This is a genomic window from Qipengyuania mesophila, from assembly GCF_019711655.1.
GTDB classification, from domain to species: domain Bacteria; phylum Pseudomonadota; class Alphaproteobacteria; order Sphingomonadales; family Sphingomonadaceae; genus Qipengyuania; species Qipengyuania mesophila.
The window spans coordinates 87,018-111,756 of record NZ_JAIGNU010000003.1 but is presented as its reverse complement, the minus strand read 5'-3'; the positions used below and the strand labels follow the sequence as shown (position 1 = coordinate 111,756).

17 protein-coding genes are annotated in these 24,739 nt (G+C 62.1%); 4 read left to right on the top strand and 13 right to left on the bottom strand.

What is annotated here, in order from left to right:
• Positions 1-451: 451 nt before the first annotated feature.
• Together K3181_RS13420 and K3181_RS13415 are read left to right on the top strand one after the other, a co-directional pair.
• Entirely contained in the window at positions 452-1,009 is a 558-nt protein-coding gene (locus K3181_RS13420) for an ECF-type sigma factor (RefSeq protein ID WP_221603634.1), read from the top strand.
• Positions 1,006-3,351: a serine/threonine-protein kinase gene (locus tag K3181_RS13415; RefSeq protein WP_221603633.1), complete on the top strand. Its 2,346-nt coding sequence runs from the start codon at positions 1,006-1,008 to the stop codon at positions 3,349-3,351. The genes K3181_RS13420 and K3181_RS13415 overlap by 4 nt, the downstream gene beginning before the upstream one ends.
• Before the next feature lie 22 nt (positions 3,352-3,373).
• Here the strand turns inward: K3181_RS13415 and K3181_RS13410 are convergent, their stop codons facing one another.
• The 6 genes from K3181_RS13410 to K3181_RS13385 are packed head-to-tail and all read right to left on the bottom strand — an operon-like array spanning position 3,374 to position 12,773.
• Positions 3,374-4,315 (bottom strand): porin family protein, encoded by a 942-nt coding sequence (locus tag K3181_RS13410; RefSeq protein ID WP_221603632.1) that lies wholly within the window; start codon positions 4,313-4,315, stop codon positions 3,374-3,376.
• Positions 4,312-8,361 carry a hypothetical protein gene (locus K3181_RS13405; protein WP_221603631.1) on the bottom strand — a complete coding sequence of 1,350 codons (4,050 nt, stop codon included), beginning with the start codon at positions 8,359-8,361 and terminating at the stop codon, positions 4,312-4,314. The genes K3181_RS13410 and K3181_RS13405 overlap by 4 nt, the downstream gene beginning before the upstream one ends.
• 47 nt (positions 8,362-8,408) lie before the next feature.
• Complete coding sequence (locus K3181_RS13400; protein WP_221603630.1) at positions 8,409-9,311, bottom strand: hypothetical protein; 903 nt, start codon at positions 9,309-9,311, stop codon at positions 8,409-8,411.
• A gap of 52 nt (positions 9,312-9,363) precedes the next feature.
• Positions 9,364-9,564 carry a hypothetical protein gene (locus K3181_RS13395; RefSeq protein ID WP_221603629.1) on the bottom strand — a complete coding sequence of 67 codons (201 nt, stop codon included), beginning with the start codon at positions 9,562-9,564 and terminating at the stop codon, positions 9,364-9,366.
• Positions 9,565-10,641 carry a PepSY-associated TM helix domain-containing protein gene (locus K3181_RS13390; protein WP_221603628.1) on the bottom strand — a complete coding sequence of 359 codons (1,077 nt, stop codon included), beginning with the start codon at positions 10,639-10,641 and terminating at the stop codon, positions 9,565-9,567.
• Entirely contained in the window at positions 10,641-12,773 is a 2,133-nt protein-coding gene (locus tag K3181_RS13385) for a TonB-dependent receptor (RefSeq protein ID WP_221603627.1), read from the bottom strand. The genes K3181_RS13390 and K3181_RS13385 overlap by 1 nt, the downstream gene beginning before the upstream one ends.
• Before the next feature lie 263 nt (positions 12,774-13,036).
• Here K3181_RS13385 and K3181_RS13380 point away from each other — a divergent pair, with 263 nt between their 5' ends.
• Positions 13,037-13,732 carry an Ig-like domain-containing protein gene (locus K3181_RS13380; RefSeq protein ID WP_221603626.1) on the top strand — a complete coding sequence of 232 codons (696 nt, stop codon included), beginning with the start codon at positions 13,037-13,039 and terminating at the stop codon, positions 13,730-13,732.
• Here the strand turns inward: K3181_RS13380 and K3181_RS13375 are convergent.
• From K3181_RS13375 to K3181_RS13355, 5 genes are all read right to left on the bottom strand, one after another.
• Positions 13,729-14,445 (bottom strand): NlpC/P60 family protein, encoded by a 717-nt coding sequence (locus tag K3181_RS13375; RefSeq protein WP_221603625.1) that lies wholly within the window; start codon positions 14,443-14,445, stop codon positions 13,729-13,731. The genes K3181_RS13380 and K3181_RS13375 overlap by 4 nt on opposite strands.
• Positions 14,446-14,473: 28 nt before the next feature.
• Positions 14,474-15,646, bottom strand: coding sequence for a ComEC/Rec2 family competence protein (locus tag K3181_RS13370; RefSeq protein WP_221603624.1), 1,173 nt, complete (start codon positions 15,644-15,646; stop codon positions 14,474-14,476).
• A 19-nt stretch (positions 15,647-15,665) separates the two neighbouring features.
• Positions 15,666-17,549 carry a S8 family serine peptidase gene (locus K3181_RS13365; protein WP_221603623.1) on the bottom strand — a complete coding sequence of 628 codons (1,884 nt, stop codon included), beginning with the start codon at positions 17,547-17,549 and terminating at the stop codon, positions 15,666-15,668.
• 3 nt (positions 17,550-17,552) lie between these two features.
• The gene (locus K3181_RS13360; protein WP_221603622.1) at positions 17,553-18,659 is read right to left on the bottom strand and encodes a patatin-like phospholipase family protein; all 1,107 of its coding nucleotides are present in this window, start codon (positions 18,657-18,659) and stop codon (positions 17,553-17,555) included.
• Positions 18,660-19,927: 1,268 nt separating this feature from the next.
• Positions 19,928-21,061: an adenylate/guanylate cyclase domain-containing protein gene (locus K3181_RS13355; RefSeq protein ID WP_221603621.1), complete on the bottom strand. Its 1,134-nt coding sequence runs from the start codon at positions 21,059-21,061 to the stop codon at positions 19,928-19,930.
• 1,034 nt (positions 21,062-22,095) lie between these two features.
• Between K3181_RS13355 and K3181_RS13350 the strand changes: the two genes are divergently transcribed.
• Positions 22,096-22,509 carry a Ros/MucR family transcriptional regulator gene (locus tag K3181_RS13350; protein WP_221603620.1) on the top strand — a complete coding sequence of 138 codons (414 nt, stop codon included), beginning with the start codon at positions 22,096-22,098 and terminating at the stop codon, positions 22,507-22,509.
• Between the two features lie 471 nt (positions 22,510-22,980).
• Here K3181_RS13350 and K3181_RS13345 read toward each other — a convergent pair whose 3' ends face one another.
• Positions 22,981-23,928, bottom strand: coding sequence for a tyrosine-type recombinase/integrase (locus K3181_RS13345; protein WP_221603619.1), 948 nt, complete (start codon positions 23,926-23,928; stop codon positions 22,981-22,983).
• Between the two features lie 75 nt (positions 23,929-24,003).
• Entirely contained in the window at positions 24,004-24,300 is a 297-nt protein-coding gene (locus K3181_RS13340; RefSeq protein WP_221603618.1) for a hypothetical protein, read from the bottom strand.
• Positions 24,301-24,739: the final 439 nt, after the last annotated feature.

The following is a 24,739-nucleotide window of genomic DNA, read 5'->3' as shown; positions in this document are numbered from 1 at the left end:
GTCACATCCAATCGACAGTCGGTGACCCTCCTTCAGATTTCATGGGCGCATTCCGACGCACTACCCCTCCAAGAGTCACTCAATATCAGGCCGTCGAAGGAAGTATGGGATCGAAAGACAGACCGAAATCGGCCCCTTCACTATTATTGCGCACCTCCAAAACTCGACTTCTCCATGAAACACTACCTCCGGGAAGGTAGATTGTTCCACCCACAAAGTCGTCCGGGTATCGTTACTATATCGGGCTGTGATGCGCGCTTCCTATGGCAAGAACGACGTCGGCTCGTGCAAGGAGCCCCACTGGAACTCGCGAAGAATGGTAAGGTCGGGCGGCCAACAGACAACTACCCGGGCCTTCTACAGGTGTCGTTGCCCGCTGGGGCGGGAAAACCGTCTTTGACTTCACGGTCGTTTTCGGATCAACCTGCGGGTGGAGGCTGGACACATCGCGATGACATCGCATGCGAAGACCGAGGTGCTCATTCTCGCCTGGCGAGAGGGCGACGATGAATCCCGGAACCGTCTCATCGCCCGCCTTCTGCCCAGCCTCGAAGAGATCGCCGCCGCCCGACTGCGTCGCGAAGGGGGGACGTCGCTCTCCACGCACGAGCTGATCAACGAGGCGGTCGAACGCCTGATCGCCCATGGCGGCGAGAGCCTGGTTGGCAGAGCTCACATGATCGCGCTGTCCTCGCGGCTGATGAGGAATATCCTGGTCGATCGCGCCAGGGCGATGTCGGCAGCCAAGCGCCAGCATCGTCGCGTCGAATTGAACACGCGCGTCGCGGGGACCGGGCCACTTGACCTGTATGAGCTCGATTCCGCGCTAATCAGGTTGCGGGCTATCGAACCCGAGCTGATGGAAGTGGTGGAGATGCGTTATTTCGGGGGAATGACCTTGGCCGAGATCGCGGAAGTGACCGATTGGTCCGAAGCAACGGTCAAGCGGCGCTGGCAGGTCGCAAGGGCCTGGCTTGCTGACGCTCTTAATCCTGCACTGAAGCCATGACCGAAATCGCTTTCGAAAGACGCGCTCTCGCGCTCTTCGAAAGCCTGATCGACTGCGACGCGCCCGAAGTGCAGAGCGCGCTCGAGGCCATCCCCGAGACCGAACCAAAGCTGAGGGAGCGGGTCGAATGCCTGCTCGAAGCCTATCGCACCCGGACGATCCGGACGGGCGGCGCGATAGCGGACTTCGAGGAACCGCCGCCGCCCGAGAGAATCGGCGCCTATCGCATCGGTGAACTGCTCGGGACGGGCGGCATGGGTTCCGTCTATTCCGCATTCCGCGACCGCGGTGATTTCGAGCACGAAGTCGCCATCAAGCTCATCAAGCCCGGCGCGCTGTCGGAAAAACTGGTCGAACGCTTCACGCGCGAGCGCCAGACGCTCGCGCGCTTCAGCCACCCGCATATCGCCCGGCTTTTCGATGGCGGCGAGACCGATCAGCAGCAGCCCTACATCGTCATGGAGAAGATCGACGGCACACTGCTCACCGACTGGCTCGATGAGGTCGATCCGCCGCTTGACGAGCGGTTGAGCCTGTTTCTCCAGATTTGCAGCGCGGTCAGCCATGCCCATCGCAATTTGATCGTTCATCGCGATCTGACACCAGCCAATGTTCTTGTGGACCGGGAGGGACAGGCCAAGCTGATAGACTTCGGCATTGCCCGGCCGGATGGCGATGAACTTGGCGCGGCGGGCGCTGTTCCTCTTCGCAACATGACCCTGACCCCCGGCTACGCGGCGCCGGAGCGGCTGAGCGGCGAGCCCGCCACGACCCTTTCGGACGTCTATTCCGCCGGAAGGCTCCTCGGCGCCCTTCTCCCCAAGCCGCGACCGGTCGAACTTCAAGCTGTCATGGAGATGGCACTCGCGACCGATCCCGACGAGCGCTACCGTTCGATCGATGCGCTTGCCGCGGATATCAGGGCATTCCAGAAGAATGAGCCGGTATCGGCGATGCCGCCCCGCAGGGCCTATCGCTGGCGCAAGTTCGTGCAGCGCAATCTCCTGGCTGTCGCGCTCACCGCATCGCTGGTCACGGCCGTCCTGATCGGCCTCACTCTGACCCTCTGGTATGCGCAGTCCGCCGGGACTGCCCGCAGAGAGGCCGAAGCCCGCTTTGCCGATACGCGCGCGATCGCCAAGACCATGATGTTCGAGGTCTACGACGAGGTGAGCCGGGTTCCCAGGTCGACGGAGGCGCGGCTGCTGCTCGCCGAAAGCGCCCAGCGCTACCTAGAAACGCTGGCAGCCGATGGCGCCTCCGCCGATGTGAGGCTGGATGCCGGCCTTGGCTATTTCCGGCTTGCGCAGGTTGTCGGCGGCCGGACCGGGGGTGGCACCGTGGGCAGGATCGAGGACGGCAAGACCTATTACCAGCGCGCGCGGGAAATCCTCGAGAGCCTGCATCGGGACTATCCCCGAAGGCAGGACATAACCTCCGCCCTGGCACGCGTGCAGACCGTCATGGCCGACAGCTCGCTTTTCACCGACGGCGACCATGCCAGGGCCCGGCGTGATGCGGTTGGCGCGCGCAAGCTGATCGAGAGCCTCGACCAGCTGGACGCCGATACAGGCGAGGCTTTGGCTGCCACCTATCTGCACGAAGGCAACGCCTATGCGTGGGAGGCGAAACCCGAAAGCGCAGGCAAGACCTATGCCCTGGGCAGGAAGCGGATCGGGGCGATGGACGCCGCGCTGCGACGCTCCTTGCCGGTCCGACGCTCCCTCGCCGAATTGTGGCGGATGACCGGCGCCTATCACAGCTATTTCAAGCGCCACGGCGAGGCGCGTGAATCCCTGGACAAAGCACTGGCAATCCACCGTGCGATCGCGGAGGACGAGCGCGCCGGTCCGCAGGATTTCTACCACCTCCTGACCGCGCTCAACATGGCTGCGCAAGTGGCCGAGTCGGCTGGCGATCTGCGGTCGGCCGATCGCTACGCCAAGGAAGGCTGGCAGGTCGCGGAAAGGGCACTGTTGGCCAATCCGTCCGATGCAGGACTGCGCGATGTCGCCGTCATTCCGGCCATCCGCCATGCTGCGGCGCTCGCTCGCGCGGGACAAGAGCTGAAGGCAGTCGAATTGGCCGATCGGGCGATCGCCATGAAACGAGCGCTTTCGCAGGACGCCGGCGAGGTTGTCGCCGCTCGCATGACTCTCGCGGTGAGGCTACAGGAGGCGTCCAAAGTCTATCTGGCGGCAGGTCGGACCCAGCAGGCTTGTTCGGTGATGCGCGAGGCATTGCAGATCATGCAGGAGTACCAACGCACCGCCGAATTGCCCGTCGCCAATGTCGAGGGCAATCTCAAGCCATTGCTGGCCGACCTGGCGCACTGCTCGTAGCTACGAGAAGCCGCTCAGGGCGCTAGAACCGCTTGCGCGCCGTCAGGACAACGCTTGCTGCGACCCCGTCGTAATTGGACAGGAAAAAGCCGGAATCGCGCTTCTCGTAGCCGGCGCTCACGCTCGCGGAAATCCAGTCGTTGATGGCGTAGGTACCCGTCAGGTTTCCGCCATATTGCCAGTCCTTGCGCGCGACGAAGGTGACGTCCTCGAAGAAATCGTCGAACCAGATCCGGCTGACCCTCGCATCGGCGGCGATGGTCAGGTCCGGCGTTACCCTATGGGCGATGCCGACCGACAAATTCGCGTTCCAGGCATTGTTTTCCGAAATGTCGTTCAGCGCGCGACCGCCGCTGAGACTGCCTCTCAACAAGCCGCGTTGTCCCAGCGGCACGGCCGCACTGACACCGATCGACGCCCCATAGAACGCTGTGCCGTTGTCGAAGCCGCCATCGAAGCTGTACCCGCCGTAGGCCGTGAGGCCGAGGTAGAGAGGCGATCTTCCGAGCGGCAGCCCAAGATTCGCCGAAGCCGACACACTGCGCGAGGAGGGCGCGAAGTCTGCTTCATATTCGATCCCGGAAGCGGTCACCGCCAGTCCGGCATCGACCGTGTCGCCGAGCTTCGTCTGAATTCCGGCAGAAACCGCGGCGGTGGCGAAAACGGAATTGCCGACATCGTCTATCGTACGGACGGGGTTCTCCTCCCAGCCGCTGCCGACAGATGCCCCGATGAAAAATATGTCGTTGACGGTCAGGACGTAGACGCCCGCTTCGCCATCGATCTCGCCTTCGTCTTCTGCCGACGGCTGGAGCGACGTGCGGCGTTGTTCGCGCAGCGCATCGTCGATGCTGTTGCCGCGGCTGATGGCGTCCTGGATATCTGGCACCGCCTGTGCAGCCGCGGGATCGTGGATTACGCTCACGGCGAGCAGGCCGGCAAGTACGAGAATGAGGCCGTTCATTGGTTTTGCCCTCCCCGAACGCGTCCTGCCCCCATGGTCGCCCGATCGAACGGACGGTCGATGGAGCGTGACTGAACCGCGCCGCCGATCGCCCCAGCTCCGCTCCGCGAGCGGGAGCCGGAGGAGATGGAATTGTTCGCCGATGAACTGGGCTCCGGTGTCGCATCCGCTTCGATCCGCAACACGGCGGTCTGACCGGTTTCGAGCGAGTAGGTCTGGGTCGCGTCGCCGCGGACCACATTGGCAATCGTCACCTCCGCCGTGTTCGGTCGCAGCGTTCCCTCGTTGAGTGCGGTGATCACCATTTGCGCCACCCCGGGCCTCAACCCGACGTTGAACGGGCTGCCCTCGTTGAGCAGGAAATGCCCTTTCAGGCTGAAGATAACCCGACCGAACTGCGAGATCTCGACATCGATAAGATCGCCATCCTCGACGCCGAAGTCGCGCAGGATGTACATCAGGTTGAACCCGGAAATACCGATGTCGCTGAAACCTCCGGTGGAGAAGATTTCCCGACTCTGCGAGAGGATGTCGCCCAGCTTGACCGTTGCCCAGGCAATCTTCCACGGACCGACCGAACCGGTACAGCCGGTCGTCCCCGCGCAATTGGGCCCGCGATTGACGTACTGCCGATAGCCCTGATCCGATGACAATCGCATGATCCGCTCGGCATCCTGGAGAGCGAACGCCAGACTGGGATAGCCCGCAGCGCGCGCCAGCCGCTCGAGGAAGGCGATATCCTGCGTGGAGAGCCATTCCTCCCATTGCGCCAGATCGGGTTCCTGACCGACCATCGATTCATATGTAAAGGCGGGCATCTCGCCGGTGCCGGGATAGCCGTCGAGGTCATCCGGATCGGTCGGCGGGAAGCGGCTGGCCTCGGGCGGATCGAACGGCGTCATGACGAAGTCGTCCGGGCCCACCTTCTTGAGGTTGCCGTTCTCGTCGAACAGATCGCCAGCTTCATCGAACGTCACAGGATCCCAGTCGACGCCTGTAAAGGTCACGGGATCCATATCGAATACCGAGGTGACGAGATCCGAAGTCTCGAGCGAAGACTGGCGGAAGCTGGTGTCGCCGAAGCCCTTGCCCTCTTCCGCTTTCAGGTCGGCCAGCTTCTGGGCCTGATAGGCGTCCAGCTCCTCGGTGGCGCGGGCGTTGTCCTCGAGATTTTTCTTCAGCCGTGCCTCCGCTTCGGTCAGCGGCGGAGGCGGCGGCGGTTCTTCGGCGGCGGGCCCCGGGGTTGGAGCCGGACTGGGCGGCCGTGGCGGCGCTGTTGGATAGTCCGGTTCCACCGGGATCGGCGAGGGCTTCGGCGGCGACGCGGGCTGCTGCGGCAGTTCCTCTTTCGGGCGATGTTCGGGCCCGATGCCACCAGGCCAACCGCCAACCGGCGCTTCGGGATCGATCCCGAAGCTTGCGAGCAGCGTCGGGTCGTTCTTCTTGAGGTACGCCCAATATTCGGGCTTGGGCAGACCGGTGTCCGGGTCCAGATTGGGATTTTGCCAGTCCGGACTGGAGACGCCGCCCGGCTTCGTTTCCTCGGTATAAATCGGCGAGTCATAGTCTGCCGGGTGCGCCCTATAGAAGGCCTCGACCTCTTCGGTGGTGGCCAGCTTCAGCCACTTGCCGATCAGAAACTCTTCCTCCTCCTTATTGCCGGCGGCGCGTGCGGCCAGGATCCGGTCCTGAAGTTCGTTCACCGACTTCTTCCGGTTGAGCTCGGTGCGCATCAGCGTCTGCTGGGTATCGAGACGAGTTTGCCTCTCGGCTGCGACTACTTTGTAGAGGTCGACGAACTTGCCGCTGGCGAAGGTCGCGACATCGGCGAAGGTGGTGGCCGGATTGCCCGCGGCAGCATTGCCGAGAATGCCGAGCAGATCGAGGGTCAGACTGCTGACGAATGCGCCCGCGGAGTCATAGTCACCCGACAGTTTCAGGTCCTTGTCGGTGGTCTTGAAGGTGCCCAAATCGGTCCCGGTCTGGTAGACCGAGCCGACGTTGCCAACCCCGCCAAGAAACGCCAACGGGCCTTCGATCTTGTCGAGGAACCCGCTGATCTTCGCGAGCGTATTGGCGATCCCGGAACTCGGCGTGAGCTTCGAGAGCTGCTGAATTTTCCTGTACAGCCCAGGCATGCTTTGCTCGACACTTTTCAGATATTGGAGCTTGCGGTCGACGGACTGGATTTCCCGCGTGATCAAGGTCGATTCGCGTTTCAGCTCCTCCAGCCTCATCAACAGCTTCTCGGTCTCGTCGATAGGGAGGTTGCCGAGGTTGGTGTTCACCAGATTTTCGAGCTTGCGTATCTGATCGGCGTTGGCGTTGAGACGACCGGCCAGTGAGGCCAGCTCGCTTTCGACATCGCCGATACCCCTAATCGCCTCCGCGAAACTCGCCGCATCGCTCAGCACATCTTCGAGGTCTTCCTGGAGTGCCGCGATGCCGCCGGCGGCGGCGACGAATTTGTCCGGCGTGCCGTAGAAGTCGATGATATCGTCGAGCTTTTCGCCCAGTCGCTCACCAGCATCGCCACCGTAATACTTGCCGGCGATCGCCCCTAGGCCGGGGTCATCGCCTCCGCCGCCGAACACGGCGGCAGGATCGTTCTGGCCGGCGAGCGATCCGGTAATCCCGGTTCCGTTTTCCGACGACTGCCGGAGTTCGTCGATCGTGCCCGGCGGCACCTCGTCGAGCAGCGATCCGCCGCCATCGCCACCGCGGGTCGTACCGGTCGGAGTCAGGAGCTTGACGACCCTGCCCGAGGACGTGGTGGTGGTAGTGCTGGCGGGCGCAGGAGCCGGTGCCGGAGGAGCCGCGGCAGACGAGGTCGACGAACTGGGAGGAGCTTCGTCACGGAACATCTCGGCTACCTTCGTCTGGGTATCCTTCTCGATCAGTTCCCTCTCGTTCGCGGCTTTCTGCTGATCTGCCGCCATCTGGGCCCCGATTGTCTCGACCATGGCCGCGTCTTGTTGCTGGTCCTGTTGCTGTTGTGCAGCTTGCAGGGTCGCTGCCGCCAAGCCGACGAACTCGGTCCCCCGGTCTTCCGCGCCTTGCGCGGCGGCCGTCGCCGGCACTTCATTCGCGCCATTCTCGCCGACGCTGAGCGCGAGTAGATCGAGCCTCCGGCCGAGTTCGAGCGGCCGATCGTCGAGCTTCTGTCCACTGGTGTCGGCCGGGATCACCTCCACCGCCTCCTTGCCGAACAGCGCCTCCAGATGCGGCTGCAGCTGCGGCACGGTGCGATAGTCGATCATCGCCGACCCGTCAGGATTGGCGGCGACCATCGTCCGGGCCAGGCGATAGGGCGTGGAGGCCGAGCCGTTGCCGCGTGCGACCGCGCGATGCAGCGCCGAGTTGAGATAGATCATCCCGAAACCGGGATCGGTCAGCGACAGGCCGCGCGCCCATTGGACGACAAGGCGGCCCCGGTCATCGCGATAGGTGAACGCCGGAATGGCATAGTGGACCAGCACCATCGGCTTGCCATCGTGGACGAAATATTCGCGGGCCAGCTCGACCCGGATCGCCTGTCCCGCCAGGCCCTTCATCGCGAGCGCCGAGAGCGGGACGGACATGCTCCATTGCACGTCCTGACCCAGCTCCGGGCCACGATCGAGCCATGGGCGGATAACCGCATTGTGGAACGCGGCAATCTCCCGGTCGCCCTGCATCGTCTTGCTGTCGTAATTGTAGACGAGCTGCTTCTCAGTCGCACTGACGTTGACGAACTTGCCCGCCGCCAGGTCGCCCTCTTCCTTGCGGATCACGACGGCGCCATCGCCGTAGTCGAATCGGGTCAGGCTGCGGTTGCCCTTCCGCACCCGCCCGATGCCGAGCAGCTGGGTGTGCGAGAGATCGTCGCGCCCGTCATAGACCTGCATCATCAGCCGCAGGGCATAACTCTGGCGCTCCTCGACAGCGGGGCTGTCTGCTGCCGAGGAGCGCTCCGGCTGCCTGCCTGCGAACTGGCTAGGCGCCGCATCTTCACCATCGCTGGCTGCAAGCGGGACCGGGGACATGGCGATGACCGCGAGCGCCACCCCCGATTTGAGCGAGGCGCGAAAAATGCGGCGACGGGAGTGTGCGCTCATTCTGCGACCTCGATGGATTGGACAAAGGCGAATTCGGTGGTCCGGCGCAGCGCAATCCGGGCTTGCGCTCCATTCCCCTGGACGAGCCAGCTTGCCTCGCCGGCCTTGTCGGCTTGGGCGTCGGCAAATCGACTCCAGTCGTGGGCTTCGATCAAGGCCGCGGCCATCGCTTCGCGTGCCTGTCGTCCCTCGTTGGACGGGCCGGAATAGCCATAGGGCAAAGGATCGAGGAATTGGGCCGACGCCGCGGTATCTCCCCGGGCAAGCGCGGCGAGGAAGCGTTCGACGATGGTCTGCTCGATAGCGATCCCCGGTGCAGGCGGAGCAAAGCGCGCCTCGCGCACGGCAGCTCCGCCGACGCGGTTGCGGCGCCCCATCTCCGCCTCGGCCGAACCCAGCGACGCGACGTTAAAATTGGTCTGAGCCAGGCGTCCCAGGAACATGCCGCGTCGCTGCGCCGCAGCGAGGCGCTCGAGCGACGCGAGCACGTCTGGCGCCAATTCCGCCTCGCCGCCTTCTCCCAGCGCTTCCTGCAGACGAGTGGCATCGAAGCGCTCGCTCGAGATACCGGCGGCGAAAGGGCGGATCAGGAGCATCCTGCCTCGCGCGGCAGTGGTTCCCTCGATCGACGCGCGGCCATCGACTACGATCACGTAGGCGACCTCGCTGGCGTAACCGAAAATGCCGCTGAACCCGTCGAGTTGCACCGGATAGCCGCCAAAGGACACATCGCCATCGGTCGCACCGACCACAAGCTGGTGGCCGGTCTCGATCGTTGCCAGCTGCCGATCGAGGGGTTCGCTCGAGGCGGCGATTGCCCTGGCCAGAACCCCCGAATGCGAAGCAATCGCAGCGCAAGCCAGCACCATGCCGCTGAGAATCCGAAGCCTGCCGACCATCCCCTTCCCCCTTCGATGCGGTCCGTTCGGCGATCGCGCCGAATACGTCCCCTCACTGGCAAAAGCGGGAAATTCCAGAGAAACGGGTCACGCCTATTTTGAGATTCTCAGAAAAGATCGTCGCGGAAGCGAGCGGCGCACTATTGCCGACCAAGCCGTCGAACACGCGAAGCATCGGCTGTCGGGCTCGCAGCGACTGCTCGGTCAATATTGATCCAGCGCGGTTGCGATGCTCACCGCGCGGCTTGTTCAATCAGCGGGTCGCCTCTTTGGCTCGCAAGACAGTGGCAGGCCGACTGCCAATCTTCGCTGTCCAGAAGCTCCAGCTGGCAAGCAGGCCCAAGACGATGAGAGCGAAGCCGGCGAAAGTCAGCGCGATCCGCCATGCAAGCCCCCCGACCTTGGCGGCATGGAGCGGATAGAATTTCTCGACAACAGCTGATGCACGGTCGCCCTTCGCCGGATCGTCCGTTGCAATTATCTCCGCCGTGTCCGGCGCGATCCAGACGTAGCTCCGCCCATTCGGAGTCCACTCGAAGTCCTGCCGGAAGCGAATGGCGATCGGCTGCCCGACTTCTCTCGGTATCATCAATCGACGCGCTGCGGCCGAAGGATAGGCCGATTGCGCATTCACCATCACCCGCCTCCAATCGGTGTTGCGATCGGCAGGCGCGAGCCCCTCCGGGAGCGTCGGCTTGGCGTCTGGCTCGGCAATCGGTGAAAGCAGCACCGATGAAATCGCGGGGAAGACCATCAGTGTGCCGGTCACTGCGATTAGGATCAGGAAAGGCGACGCGACGACGCCGAGATCGCGGTGTTGCCGCACGATCGCGCTGGTGGTGTAACGGGCGGGCCAGAGGCGAAAGCGGAAGGTCTTGCGCGTTCGCCACCACAGGATTGTCCCGGTGATGGCGAACGCCAACAACAGGATTCCGAGCACGCCCGTGATTGTCTTCCCGATTTCGCCGGCAAGCAGATGGTGATGGAGATCGAACAGCCAGAGTTCGGGTCTCCCCCACGGCCCGGCCCAGCGATCGACGACCGTTCCGTCCTGCGCGATGTAGGCGCCGCCCCCATCCGCATAGATCGCCTGATGCAGGCCGATTTCGTCACCCGCAAAAGTTATCCGGGACAGCCCCGGGGCGGTCTCGATAGCAACTTCGATCGCGTCGCCCAGCTCCGCGGCGCTGCTGACCGGTGCATCATTCGCCCCGTCGAGCAGGATCCAGCTGTCCTCCCACAGCAGCGCCGTGCCGGACAGGCCGATGATGGCCAACAGGAGGCCCACCAGTCCGCCCGTCCAGCGATGCAGAAGCGAAAGCAGCTTCATCAGAACTCGCTGCGCAGGCTCAGCGTGAAGGTGCGCCCACGGCCGGCGAAGAAGCGGCTGTTATCCGTCACCCGAACGGTGTCGCTATCGTAGGTGACGTAGAACTCGTCAGTCAGGTTCTGGGCCGCGAGGGCGATCTCGCCGAAATCGGCGCGGTAGGAGATGAAGGCATCGAGCAGCGTGTAGCCATCGAAGTCGGTGGCCGTGGCTGCATCGTTGAATTCACGCGCCAGGTACATGCGCGCCTGCGCCCGCGCACTGAAGCGACCCGAGTTGTAGTCCGCGGCGAGATTGATGCGATCAGGGGAGATATTCGCCCCGTCGAGGTCCTCGTCGACGAGGCCATCGCCATCGCTATCGGTCTGCCCTTCGAGCGCGGCATAGCCTCCGCTGAGCGAAAAGCCGGGCAGCGGGGTCTGCCAGGCGAGGCTGGCTTCGAAGCCCTCGATCTGGATCGGCTGACGTTCGACTTCGAACACGTCGTTGCGCAGCACGAGGAGCGAACCGAAATCGCTCGACGACCAGAAATAGCTCGCCGACGCCTTGAGTGCGCCGCGATCCCATTCGAGACCGAGCTCGCGGTTGTTGGACACCACCGGCTCGAGCGAGAGGAATTCGTCGACATCCACGCCCTGCTCGGTGATCCCGCGCAGGATCCGGCCGACGTCCGCGATGGTGAAGCCCTCGGCATAGCTGCCGTAGGCCCGCAGCCCGTCGATCGGCTCGACGATCACCCCGCCGTTCCACAGCAGATCCTTGAACGATGGGGACCCACCCGCGACGTCCACGGCACCGTAACTGGCCAGGGTGGTGAAGTCGCCGACCTCGAGTTCGACATTCTCGTAGCGCAGGCCGCCCGCAAGGCGGACCAGTCCATCGGCCAGCGCCAGATTGCCCTGGAGGAAGGGGGCGAGGCTGCTGAAGTCGCTCCGCGGCACCCAGATGCGATCGGTCTGGACCAGCGACTGCTGCGTCCGGTCGAACAGGGCATCGAAGCCGGCCGTCAGGACGAGATCCTCGAAGCCCGGAACCGCGCGCTCATAGCTGACCTTGGCGCCGAGCTTGCGCGAGCGATTGGCCGACTGGTCGAACAGATTGCCGCTGGGATCGATGGCCGGATCCTGGAAGGTCCCGAAGACCCCGCCGCCGAACACGTCGTTCGTGCGGCTGTAGAAACCCTGCAGCACGAAGGTCCCGCCGCCGAGATCGGGATCGACCAGCGAGGCCGACAGGAGATGCGCGGTGTTCGAGGGCGGCGCGCCCGGCGTATCGCCGCGGATGCTCGTCGCGGGAGTGTTCGTCGCGCGGTTGCCGGGGACCGAGACGTAGTTGGCGTTGCCTTCCAGCTCGAAGCGGTTGGCGACGAGTTCGAACCGCGCGCCGTTTGCAAGCTCGTAGCCAAGTCGGGCAAAGACCGACCAGCTATCGCTGTCCTGGATTTCGCCCTGCGTGCCGTCGACGCCAATGCGGTTCCCCGAGCCATCGAAGAATGCGCCGCGCTTTTCAAAAGCGGCGCCGAAGCTCGCATCGAAGGGTCCGGCACGATAGCCCACCAGCCCGGCGGTCTTGGCGCCGATGCCTTCGCCGTCGAACCCGTCGGGAAGCGTGACCTGCGACAGGGTGCGGAACCCCACCCCGTCCTCGCGCGGGGCTCCGACGGTGACCTGGTTGACGACGCCACCGGTGGCACCGATGCCCTGCAGCGCGTTGGAGCCGTAGATGACTTCCACCCGGTCGATGAAGAACGGGTCGATCGTGTAACCGTCGCGCGAGCCGTCGCGGACCGGCGTCGACTGCGGGATGCCGTTGATGGCGTAGAGCGGCGCACGGCCACGCAGGCTTTCACCCGCGCCGGAGAGCTTTTCCCGCGTCGGAGAGAACGACGGCAGCAGCGCCGACACGGCGTCGACGGTCGATCCCGAGAGAAGAACCTGCCGCTCGAGCGCTTCGCTGTCGATGACATCCACCGTCAACGGCAGGGCGCTGGCCGGAAGCTGGGTGCGCGCGGCGGTCACCACGATCTTCGCTCCCGCGTCCCCTTCCGGCGCGGCTTCATCCGAAGGTGCGACGTCCTGAGCGAAGGCGGGCGATAGCGGGGCCAGCGCAAGCGCGCCGGCGAGATAGCGGAACATCTGGAACTCCTCGAAGATTCGCCGCCGCCTAACGCTTATGCGACTTACTCGCAATAGCAATCTTGGGTGAGGATCCCATTTTGCCAAATCTCCCGATCGGCTCCACTCGGGGGGCACCGTGACCTGTCGCTCGTAGCCCTTCTATTACAGACCCTTGCGCCTCGTCGGAGGTGCCAAGAGGCGGCGCAGTACAGGGGGCGGGTTCAGGTAGGCGCATCGCTTTATAGTGCGAATGGACGGCGGTCGATTCGAGCCCCTTCATCGTGTCGAAGACGAGCCCACCTTTCGTGAATATCACCATCCGCGTGCCGACAGCTCCCGACGGGGCCCTGCTTCGGATCGTCACGCGCTTCGATCGCGAGGGGATCGAACTGCGCCTCCCCCTGCAACCGATCCTCAAGGTCAGCCTCGATGCCGGTTCGATCGAGGGCTGGGGTATCGGCACGTCCACCGTCACCGTCACGGCGGGCGGAATCGACAATCCGGCGGGCAAGATCGTCAATCTGACCGTTGACCCGTTCGGGTATCTTTCGCCGTCTTCGGTGAAGCTCAACGCCGCCGGTGAGGCCACCGCGGTCTTGCGGTCCGAGTCGACCGGCATGGTCACGGTCAGCGGCTCGATGATCGGCATGCCGGCGAGCGAGGACCGGATCCAGTTCAGCTTTCCGTTCAGGACGCTGTTCGCCAGCCTTCTGGGAGCGCTGATCGGGGCGGCAATCCGCCTCGTCAGGCCGGGCTCGGGCCCGCGCCCGGGGATCGGCGCCTTGCTGCTGTCCGCGCTGGTCGGCGTGGTGATCTGGGGCGCCTACGCGGTAGGGATCAACCTCCTCCCCTTCACCGCAAGCGTGACCGTAGGCTCGCTGCTGGTCGCAGTGATCTCAGCGCTGGGAGCCTACTTCGGCACGGGCCTGCTCGATAGCAAGCCGCGCGCAGAACCCGAAGCTGCCGCCGAGGACTAGGCCTCGTTGGTCGAAAAGAAGGAATCGCCCGCGGCGAGTTCCACCTTCTCGGTCACGCATACCGGAGCGCTCGCGGGCCAGCGCGCTTCCAGCAGCCGATCGCGCGCTATGCGCACGATCGACACGGAATTGCCCTGGTTGCCGCCGAGAACGTGAAAGGCGTCCTTGTCCTCGCCGGCATAGAAGCCGACGTGCCCCTTCCAGCCGTCGATCTTCCCGCGCCAGAAGACGAGGATCGAACCGAGCATAGGGCTGCAGGGGGCACCGAATTTCAGCCAGTTCCGGGCACCGAGTGGATTGCCGGGCAGCAATTCGCCGCTGAGCGTCGAGGACACGCAGTGCGCGACGAACAGCCCGCACCAGGGGATATCGTCGTCGCGATAATCGATGCCGGCCTTCTTGGCCCAGTCGATGATCTTCGGCTCGTTCCCCGGCCCGACAACTTCACGAACGCCCACGAGCCGCCGCGCTTCCTGGAACCATGGGATCGAGGGGTCGTCCGACGGCGCAACGGCCATCTCGTTGCCGAGCAGGACCACGCTCGTCTTCGGCCCGACCACACCATCGGCCACCAGGCCGTGATCGGCCTGGAAATGGCGGACCGCAGCTTCCGTGAGACGCCCCCAGACGCCGTCTACCGGGCCGGGATTGTAGCCCTTGCGTGCCAGCGCGTGCTGGATCTGCTTGATGTTCTCTACCGATTTGCTCGTCATCGATACTCTCCTCGCCATCGAAATTTGCTCAGGCCGTCCGGTCGCTGCCGCCCGCGACGATCTTCACCGCATCGGGGAAGGTCTTTGCCAGCGGCTCGATGCCATGGGTCTCGTCGGACCAATCCTCGCCCTTGAACAGTTCCTCGCGGCGACGGTCGATGCGATCGAGCGGATAGGTGAAGTGCAGCACGGTATGCTGCTTGCCCCGCGCCGCCACGATCCATTCGATACACGGCCGCTCGGGATTGCCGTGCCCGCCGTCGCCGCTCAGGACGTAACGTGTGGCCGGAATGGCTTCGAAGAACTCAGCTGTGACATTGCGATCGCTGCCGTGGTGCGGAACCTTGAGCAGGTCCACTTCGAGCTTCCCCGCGCGATTGGCCAGCCCGCACTGGGCGATGGCATCGAGGATCTTGTCACCCCGTGCATCGCCGGTCAGCAGATAGCGTTCGTCGCGCGACTCGACCAGGAACACCAGGCTCGAGAGGTTGGCGACCGATTCATCGGCAAAGGACGCCAGCAGGGCCTCCCCGCTGTCGCGGCCGCGCTTGGTCCGCTTGAGCCACTCGTCATACTCTTTCTCGAGCGCGGACAGTTCGGATTCGAGCGGACCGAGGACCGTGAATTTCAGATCCTCGATTTCGACTTCCGCACCCCCAGCGGACTTGATCATGGAACCACCGAATTCCGGGTTCACCGGAATCTTGAGGGCTTCCGCAAGTTTGCGGATTGCGTGCCCTTGCGAAACGCTGGCCAGCACCTGCCAGTTGCGAAAGGGCATGTCGCCGCGCGGGATATCCGCCTCTCCCGCGCTCGCCGTACCGAATTGCTTGGTCAGCTGCAGTTGCGTCTCGGATTCCTTGTTGCCGATGATGTCGTCGAAGGAATTGTGCCACAGTCGGCGGACGCGGAACTTTGGCGGTTTTCCCTCCTCCGCCCGTTCGTGCATGTCCTTGAGGAAACGCACGATCCCGTTGACGTGGTCATCGTCGATGTGGCTGACCATCATCAGATCGATCACCAGCGGATCGCCGTCTGCGATGCCCCGTTCCTCGCGCAGTTCCTCCAGGCGCGGGAGCAGGGCTTCGTGGTAGACGCCCGCCGGCCCGCCATCGATCAGCGCGAGGCGCGGATCGTCCTCGCTCCCGAAGTGCAGCAGCATGCAGTCACCGTGACGGGCAGGCAGAACTTCAAGTTCCATTGAGCATCCTTTCTCGTCGTCAGATCGTCTGCATGGCGCGCAGGACGTCGATCAGCCCGACCCCCTGAAAGCTGCGCTCCCGGCCGAGATCGGTGCAGCTGTCCATCAGCACACGCTTGATCTTTCCCGGGCGGCCGATGAATTCGGAATTGCGCGCCATCAGCAGGGCTGCCGCCCCGCTGGCGTGCGGGGCCGCCATGCTGGTTCCGTCGCGCGTGTCGTCGGCCCCCTCCTTCCCGCCGGGGATCGCGCTGAGGATCTTCTCGCCGGGAGCCAGAAGGTCGGGCTTGGCCCGGCCATCGCCCGTGGGTCCGCGGCTCGAGAAGAAGCTCACCCCGTAATTGTGCGGCGACGTCCGATGGGTTGCGCCCACGGTCAGCACCGCTTCGGCATTGCCGGGGTCGGTGATCGACGACGGGGCGTAGCTGTCGAAGCTGCCGCCGCCGCTGAGCTGGTAATTCTGGTATCCCCGGTTACCCGCAGCGGCGACCACGAACACGCCTGACGAAACCAGCCGCTCCGCCTCCTCGCAAACCGGCGTCGCGCCGCAAGCATAGTTGCGGACAGAATGCGGAATGGACAGGCTCAGGTTCGCGCCATGGATGATCTGGTAATTGTTCTGGGTGTTCAGGAAGCGGATGAATTGCATGGCCGCGATCACGTTGAATTCGGTGTCCGCCTCGGTCGCGCCGACCACGCGGAAATCCATCAGCCGGATATCGGGGCAGACACCGGTAAGTCGCTGCTTGGTCTTGGCCGGATCGTTGACGTCGGGCTCGCGCCAATCCGCCGCGAGAATTCCGGCGACATGGGTACCGTGCGCAACATCCGGAGGCGCCGGCGACGCCACCTCGATATACCGCCGGGCGAGGCCCCAATTGACCGGGCGGCCCCTTTCGGCCTCCTCAGCGAGCAATTTGAGGTCGGCCTTGGCCGCCCCCAACGCCTCCTCCGTTCGCGCACTCGCGAAAGTCTTGGCCGCTTCATCGAGCGCTTTCGAGTTGAACAGGTAGTCGGTCGAAATGAGATCGCGCAGTCGCGAAAAATCGAATGTCGCGATGACCCTGCTCGTGCCCGAGGGCGAAGCATGATCGGCGAAGGCCGGGTGCTCGCTATCGATGCCGGAATCGAGGATCGCCCATGTGATTTCGGAGCAGTTGACGGCAAAGAGAAGGCGCGCGCTGTCCGCCTTGACCGTCAGGGCCGAGCGATTGACGGCCATTTCCACCGGCCGATTGAGCGAAACGGCAAACACGAACGGATCGGCCATCGCCGGACAGGTCTTCGTCAAGCGCCGGAATATGCCCGCGCCGGTTTCGGTGAGAGCCTCGAGCGAGACGAATTCGACGATTTCCTCGACCGTGTTCAGCGTTCGCGGCGGCTGGCCTGTTTCGATGACATTGCCCAGCGCCTGGACCGCCCCCAGCAGGGTAAAGAAAACCGCCGCGCGCCGGACGGCGAAAGGTAGGTTTTCGCCATCACTGGCCATGGGCAGGGTCCCCTGCGCCTCTTCCTCGCGCATCAGGGCGATATTGCGCGCGATCGCATAGGAAAGATCGGCGGAGACGATCTCTTCTTCGCACAGGGTCCGGAACCAGCCCGTCGCTGGAAGCACGCTTTCGAGCACGCGCGCGAGACTGAGCCGGGCGACGACGACCCCTTCGAGAAACGAGACTCGCGGCTCCTCGTCGTCGCGGGCAGCGCGCGAAATATAGGCAGCAAGTTCCGAAGCCGGCTGCGATTTGTAAGGAGTGATCAGCAGGTCGAGCCGCCCGCGCGGATTCGATGCAAATGCCGCCAGCACATCGCCGCGGATCGGTGAATCCTGCACCATCCGCCCGTCGGCGCGCGGGCCGAGAAGAAGCCGGTCGATGAGCTGCGGGCCGAGCGAGAGGTCCGCCATGGCTCAAAAGCTCCGATCGGGATAGGGCAGCCTCGAACCGCGCGCTGTGGCCTGCCGGTAATAGGCGCGCACAGCGGCATCGCACTGCACGTAGCCGAGGTTGATCAGCCGCTCCTGCAGATCGGCATCCAACGCCTTGAGACGCGTCGGCGTCTGCGCCAGCCGGAGGACAGCTTCCGCCGATACGGGGAAGGGATCCGCCACGTCGAACCGCTCGATCGGAGTACGGATGCTCCAGAAGGCGCCGGCGCGCGCTCCCGCTAGGTAGTCGCCGACGAGTTGGCGGCTACGCAGCGCGTGGACCTGCGCATGGATGACCGAGAGGACGCGGCTCGTGTGTGTCACCCAGTTTCTCGGCGGATCGGGATCCATGTCCAGCGCAGCGCCACCGTCCGACACCAGCACGTCGCGATAGCGCTTGTAGATCGTCTCCAGTCCGTAATTGTCGTAAATGCCGCCATCGCTGAGCATGATGTCGGAAAAATAGTCCTCCGGCACACCGGGAACCCGGATGTCGAAATCCTCCGGAGAGACCTTGAGGATGTAGGGTGACAGCACCGGGGGAAAGGCCGAGGAGGCCGTGACCGCCTCGGTCAGCGGCAGCTCGGGCCGCGAAATGCGCCCGATCTTCCAGTCGCGCATATGGAACTTGGTGAACCGCCACAGCGCCCCGCTCTCCAGATTGGTTGCGTTGAAGACGAACAGCGGGAAATCGGGGAGGTCCTGCAGCGTCGCGCCGCCGAAAAGGTGCTTGTCGTAGGCCTTCGCCACATAATCGGCTGCATTTCCAGGGAGAAACAGACCGCTAAGCGATGACGACTTGTCGATCGTCCGCCCGGCCATGCTGCGCAGCCTGTCGACGAAGTTTTCGAAAAGGGCATCGCGGGTGGCGATCCTGTCCCAGGCAAGCGCCAGCACGCCGGCGGCGATCGACCCGCCCGAAACGCTGGAGATGCGCTTGATTTCGCCCAGCAGGCCGAATTCGTGGAGGCGGATGATCGCGCCCACGTGATAGAGCATGGCACGATAGCCCCCACCCGACAGCGACAGGCCGATCCCGTCTTCCGGTGTACCTTCGACCTCGTCGTCGACTTCTGCTGGTCCAGCCATTTGCCTGTCCCCTCGAAGGGGCTGGTCGCCCGAGATCGGCGGCATTGCTTGCCGCCAGCCGGGCAATCAGCGGAATTCGCAGCGGCTGCCTTGCGAAGGAATGTGATTCCATCCGGTTTGCCGGGTTCAGATTCCAGGCAGCGCGATGCACTTTCAACTCGCGACTCGAAACTCCACCAAATTGGACCTTTGGCAGGCGAAATATAGGACGAAATCGACGCTACCGCCCCGTGAAACGCGTGCTCCGGTCTCGGGAAGGGGTCGGTTCAATGGCTCGGAAGCCCGAGGGACGTCGGGATGGCGCCGGTACTTCAGAAGGACATGGTCGCGGGAAAACCTGCTTCAAGCAGGAGGATTTGGTAGCGGAGGAGGGACTCGAACCCCCGACACGCGGATTATGATTCCAACGGAAACTGTCGGTAGACGCGTCTACGTAGAGCGTAGAGCGCCGTGGTGTCTAGAAATGAGAGGACCCGAAACCATAAATGCATACGGTTCCAGAAACCTTTAGCAATGGTCATTAACAACTCACCGAGCTTCTCGCAGTGACGATCGGCTGAAAATCCCACTCCATTTTAGTCTGGGAAGCATTCCATCGCGCCTAAATTTTAGCGTCAATTCGCTTTTGGCCGATACGAAACTAGCACATACTGCATGTTTGGTCCCTGATTGCTCAGGTCGCTGCGACGACTCTGGTCTGCCCCTTCACGAGTTGGGTGGCTTACACCACAGTTGGCGTGATGTGGATCGTATTTGAACCCTGACTGGTTCAGATATGCAATCCATCCAGCTTCCGCGCGCTGTGACGCAGGCTTCTCCCAGACCGCTTCTACCGGGAGAGTTATTTCTGAAATCTCGGACAGATAAGCATTCCCCTTCAACCCAGGCGGACTGGCATAGCAGTATACGTAGGCGGTGGAAGTGCGCCCAGACTGCGCGAATACGGGGCCTACCGCCAACAAGATGGCTGCAATCGCCGTTGTCCCGATCAAAATTTTAGTCACCCTCATAGCCTCTCGTCCCCTACTTCTTGCGCCATCTAGCAGCTTAGACAATTGACTAAAATCCATGTCTTACTGAACAAAGGACGCGACGAAAACAACAAAGCATCTAACGAAACACATCAAGCGCAAACCGGATCTTTCTTGACGGCTATCACGCCTCGAAAGTGGGATGCGGTCGCAAGGCGATTAGCCTTTAATTTGAACCTCGGTCCGTCCTTCCCAACGTGCCATCGAGGAGCCACTCACATTTGCTCGTCAGGTATCTCAAATCGAGATCGTCGATGCCTGATCCGCAGTGGGAGTAGAAGGGATGAGATCATAGACTGAAATCTCTCCGATACCCTTCAAACTCGTCATGCGCTTGGGGGCGTAATCAACGACGCTACGGGTCGCGAAGTAAGTCGGTTCGCTGACACAAATGGCGTTGTTGTGCGCTACAGCCTGGATGCGCGCTGCGACGTTCATGGTGTCACCCCAATAGTCATAACCTGCCCGATGTTGGCCTATGACGCCGCCAACCACTGGTCCGCTATGGATGCCAATTCGCAGTGACAACTGAAGGTCAAGCGAGCTCGAAAGCTCAGCCATTCGTCCTAAGAGTTGGGTGGCAAACCTAACGGCGTTCTCGGCGTCGCCGCCACCCTTCGCGCCGGATATGGCTAGGTAGGCATCGCCCAAGGTTTTGACGCGCTCCACACCGCAATCGGCCGCGCAGGCGTCAGCGAGAGCAAAAACTCGACTAAGCATCTGGACGAAGCTTTTCGGAGATAGCTGCCGCGCAATCGCCGACGACCCGACCAAGTCGACGAAAATCACCGTAGCATCGGAGAATGCATCGGCCACGCTTTCGCCGCGCCTCAATCGCTCCGCCACCTCCTCAGGAAGAAGATTGTAGAGGAGCGTTTCACTCTTTCGTTTCTCCTCCGCGAGCTCCTGCTTGAGCCTGAAATTCTCTAGCCCCTCCGACAAGAATGAGTAGTTCCCATAAAGAATCAGAAGGAGCACGGGCACGTAGACGCTTGCTGACTGGATTAGCGCGGATCGGGGTTCATCCATCGCGGACAGAGCGATCGCAAAATTAGCGGCGTGAATGACCGACCAGATCACTAGCCCCACAAAGTTCCCTCTAAAGACAATCCAGATGAAGGCGATCAGCAGGACCGAATTGCCCATCAATGTGACGGACGGGGGAATACTCATGTCCGTGAGCATTGGGTATGAAATGATTTTTCGCAGCTGATCCATCAGGAAGATCAATGGTATAGCAAAAATCAAATCTGCTTCTCGTATGCGAGGGTAGTGCAGCGTTCCGATCCACCAAATCCATCCTGCCAGGACGACGATTAGCGCTAGTGCCCATAGTGTGAACTTTGAGCCAACCTCTGGATCGAAGTTCATGATCGTGTGGACGATGGTGCTCGCAAGTAGTGCAATGACCAAACCTAGAGCGTAGCGAACTGTCCTCGCTGCGCGACGGCGCTCTTCGATTATAGCTTCGCTTGGAGCTCGGAAAAGGCGCCAGCTAATGGCCAAATTACCCCTCCTAGAAACCTCACCCCATAGTGACTTTCTTAATCCAAAATCATCGCATCACAAATACAAAAGGATCTTCGATTTAATTGACGTTCCCTGGACCACATAACGAGCTGATGCTTGCAATCTATCAGCGACTCTGATGAACGGACGGCTACGAACTGGCGAAATCTGCGACCGTTTCGATCCTCAGCTAGTTCCTGCAGGGAGTTACGCTGTTAGTTCACGCTTTGACTTGGGTGACGCCTCAAGTCCTGCGCCCGGCGCGCGTGGAGACCAACCATCAGCACAAATGGCCAGAAAAGAGTGTTGATGATGTCGAGAGAAGTGTCGGGCCATCGCCAGCTTCCATTTGCTAGTCGGTCCATGACCTCATTAGCCAGCTCTGCAACGCAGACCACCGCGAAGGGTATCGGAGTTGCTAACGATCTCCGTGTGATCAAGCGTGCTAGGATCAGGACAACCATTCCGGCGTGAACATGCAGCAATGCATCTGGTGCACCGGTGCCGTCACCTATCCACCTGATCACTCGCTCATATTGCTCGGGTATATTCATGCCGTCCGCCCTTCGCTTTGAGGTGGGGTATCGCTGCGCCCTAGCTCGTCGGCAATCAGAATTGCCAATGCCCCCACTTGCGCCCTGACGGCTGCTTCTGGCCGAGGCATTGAGTGTGCCCCGCCCACGGCTGGCAATTAATGCACTTCGTGCCTGCCAACTCCATTGCTTGAGCTCTATGAACGACGGGGTCTTGAGGAATTCGGTCCAAGTCGCGTTCTTAGAAATACAAAAAAGGCGCTGCATCACACTGAATATTGCACTTCTGAGGGGATTATACGATAAAGTCGGCCTCGGTTTGCATCACCGGTCGAAGCCCCCTCCTTTCAAACAGGATAGGAAATGGACGATTCCAATACCGACATGACCGAGACCCTCATCGCCCTTACCTCGGACATTGTCTCTGCACATGTGAGCAACAACAACGTGGGCGTGGATGACGTTCCGGCACTGATTTCCAGCGTCTACTCCGCTTTGTCTGGTCTCGGCGATGGCACCCCTGCAGCCGAAGAAGTCCCCGAACCTGCGGTGTCCATCCGATCGTCCGTAAAGAGCAACCATCTGGTTTGCCTCGACTGTGGCCAGAAATTGAAGATGCTCAAAAGACATCTAAATTCGGAGCACGGTATGACGCCGGAGGAGTATCGCGCGCGCTGGAATCTCCCAGTGGATTATCCCATGGTCGCCCCTGAATATGCCGAGACCCGTCGCGACCTCGCGCTCAAAATTGGATTGGGTCGAAAGCCGAGGAAATAGAGCGGTCGCGCGCGGAAGGTGAGCAGTGTCGTTGCTTCTGCCGATAGCCTCAAACCAGATTGCACCTCCGAACAGGAGATGGCGCGCATTCAAGGTGGCGCGGTCAAAAACGTGCGCGTTCGGCTCGAAAGTGATCGATGGGCTCATGGCGCATCGCTACCTCTGTCAAAGTGGCGCCAAATCCGCGAAAAGACGTCCTCACCGAACTCGCAAGCTACCTCGCTTCCCACACCGACGAGAGACGTGGTTGTTGCTGGCTCAAGAGAACTCACAGCGGGTGACCCAATCGAAAATAGGCCCCACCGAGGAGGTGGGGCCAAAGTTGAAGGCATGGAATCATTCCAAGCCCTTCGGGTCGCAGCTCGGAAACCTAGCTCGACGGCCAAGGAAGAATTGTAGAAATTCGCCACGATGGAGTATGTCCCACTTCGGGTCATTAGCGGAAGGGCAGCCTTGGGCTGGAGCTCTCTCCTAGGCTGCCAGCAGTCCCCGTTCCATCTCGCCCATGAGGTCCACGTCTTTTGCGGGATCATGAAACAGGTGCCCATAGACGTCATAGGTCATGGTGATCGAGGAATGCCCCAGCATGGTCTGGATCTTTTTCGGCGGCCATCCTTGCTCGATGAAAAGCGACGCAGCTGCATGGCGCATGGCATGCAGTGAGAACCTCGGAGCGCCCTCCCCATCCACAATGCCGCATTTGAGCATCAGCGGCTTGAAGATACGGTTGTAGATGTTGGAGTGCGTCTCGACGTTGCCAACGCCGTTCGGGAACACCAGCTCGAGATCACCCTTCGGGCAGGCGATCTTCCAAGCCTTCAGCACAGTTGCGAGCCCAGGCCCCATCGGGATCTCACGCCGGCCAGATTTGCTCTTTGTGTTGCCCATGTTGCAGTAGCGATCGGCGCGCTTCCGAACCGTGATGATGCTTCTATTGAAGTCGATAGCATCCCAAGTCAGCCCTCGCAGCTCTGACATGCGCATGCCAGTCAGCAGAGCTGTCATGATCAGCGGCTGGTGTCGCTCAGGTGCGTTCTCGATCAGCGCCTTGATCTCGTTCTTAGTCGGAAACACGCGATCGGGGTCATGCCGCTCCGAGCGACGCAGCTTCACGTCACGAGCGACGTTATGGTGCACGAGACCGCGCTCCTGCGCTGCGCTGATGATCGACCGGAGCGTTGTCAGACACTTCTTCGCCATAGCCCGCGTGCTGTCGCGCAGCATGGCATCGAGAAAATCGCGAACGTGGACTGCGCTCAGCTCGGTGAGCATCAGATAACCAATCTTCGGCTCAATGTGGTTCTTCACATGGCCGCGGTAGGAGTGAAGCGTAGCCCGTTCGAGCTGTTCGAGTTCGCACCGAGCGATCCAGAGCTTGGCCGCATCGCTGATGGTAACGGTGGTCGTGGAGGTAGTCATTGAGCATATCCTAGAGCATTGGTTTATCCCGCTATTCTAGGAGACGCGGAGTAAGCTGTCGGGCTGTTTTCCAGCCTACTCGCTGGGTTTTTGTGCCTGCTCGTTCGCGCGCCTGCGCCTCGCCAAATCACCGACGATGCGGGCGACACTAGACCAATTATCGACGATAAAGCGACGCTTCTCAGAAAGGGTTGCGCGCGAGTAGTGATATGAGATTTGATCGGCTTTCGAGGGAGCTCCTCGCTTTTTCCGGTAGCCCATCTCGATCGCAGCGGCGTAGATTGAAATGTCGCCCCGGTCGATCTTGTCGATAAGGTCCTGCCGTCCGTCATGCTTTAGACGCCGGAGGTAATCATCATTCGTGCCTGCCATGCTGCCGCTGTAGACGCGTCTACAGCGATGCGTCAATTTCCCAATCACCGGCAACATGTTGATCGATTTTATGCGGCTTCCGAGTGGCGTCTCCCGCCACTTTTCAGTCCGAGCCGAGGCGGCTCCATGGTATACTGATAGCAAGCCAATTCCGGCCCGCGACAAACGGTTAGCGACCGCACGTTGCCATACGCACAAGGGATCTCGCCGCTTGCCCTGCGGCATATCGGTAGCTGGGAATAAGACCGGAGCCGAGCGAGTGCGCGCAATGGGAAAATCAGCCGTGACGACCGGCTGGTGAAAGCCCCGCTCCTTTCGGAGTGAAAGCTTGCCAAAAAGATGGGGCTGTCGCCCCTGCCCTGTGAGGATTGAAGGAAAGTCCAGCGGGGTGAGCCCAGCAGGTGCTGGGTGACCGAACGGGCCGAGAGGCCGGGGTTTC

Bases quoted from the DNA above. Each gene is read 5' to 3' on its own strand.
- K3181_RS13370 (WP_221603624.1), bottom strand. From the start codon at position 15,646: ATGGAACTTGAAGTTCTGCCTGCCCGTCACGGTGACTGCATGCTGCTG.
- K3181_RS13390 (WP_221603628.1), bottom strand. From the start codon at position 10,641: ATGAAGCTGCTTTCGCTTCTGCATCGCTGGACGGGCGGACTGGTGGGC.
- K3181_RS13345 (WP_221603619.1), bottom strand. From the start codon at position 23,928: ATGACTACCTCCACGACCACCGTTACCATCAGCGATGCGGCCAAGCTC.
- K3181_RS13360 (WP_221603622.1), bottom strand. From the start codon at position 18,659: ATGGCTGGACCAGCAGAAGTCGACGACGAGGTCGAAGGTACACCGGAA.
- K3181_RS13415 (WP_221603633.1), top strand. From the start codon at position 1,006: ATGACCGAAATCGCTTTCGAAAGACGCGCTCTCGCGCTCTTCGAAAGC.
- K3181_RS13410 (WP_221603632.1), bottom strand. From the start codon at position 4,315: ATGAACGGCCTCATTCTCGTACTTGCCGGCCTGCTCGCCGTGAGCGTA.
- K3181_RS13400 (WP_221603630.1), bottom strand. From the start codon at position 9,311: ATGGTCGGCAGGCTTCGGATTCTCAGCGGCATGGTGCTGGCTTGCGCT.
- K3181_RS13365 (WP_221603623.1), bottom strand. From the start codon at position 17,549: ATGGCGGACCTCTCGCTCGGCCCGCAGCTCATCGACCGGCTTCTTCTC.
- K3181_RS13420 (WP_221603634.1), top strand. From the start codon at position 452: ATGACATCGCATGCGAAGACCGAGGTGCTCATTCTCGCCTGGCGAGAG.
- K3181_RS13375 (WP_221603625.1), bottom strand. From the start codon at position 14,445: ATGACGAGCAAATCGGTAGAGAACATCAAGCAGATCCAGCACGCGCTG.
- K3181_RS13385 (WP_221603627.1), bottom strand. From the start codon at position 12,773: ATGTTCCGCTATCTCGCCGGCGCGCTTGCGCTGGCCCCGCTATCGCCC.
- K3181_RS13355 (WP_221603621.1), bottom strand. From the start codon at position 21,061: ATGAACTTCGATCCAGAGGTTGGCTCAAAGTTCACACTATGGGCACTA.
- K3181_RS13350 (WP_221603620.1), top strand. From the start codon at position 22,096: ATGGACGATTCCAATACCGACATGACCGAGACCCTCATCGCCCTTACC.
- K3181_RS13340 (WP_221603618.1), bottom strand. From the start codon at position 24,300: ATGGCAGGCACGAATGATGATTACCTCCGGCGTCTAAAGCATGACGGA.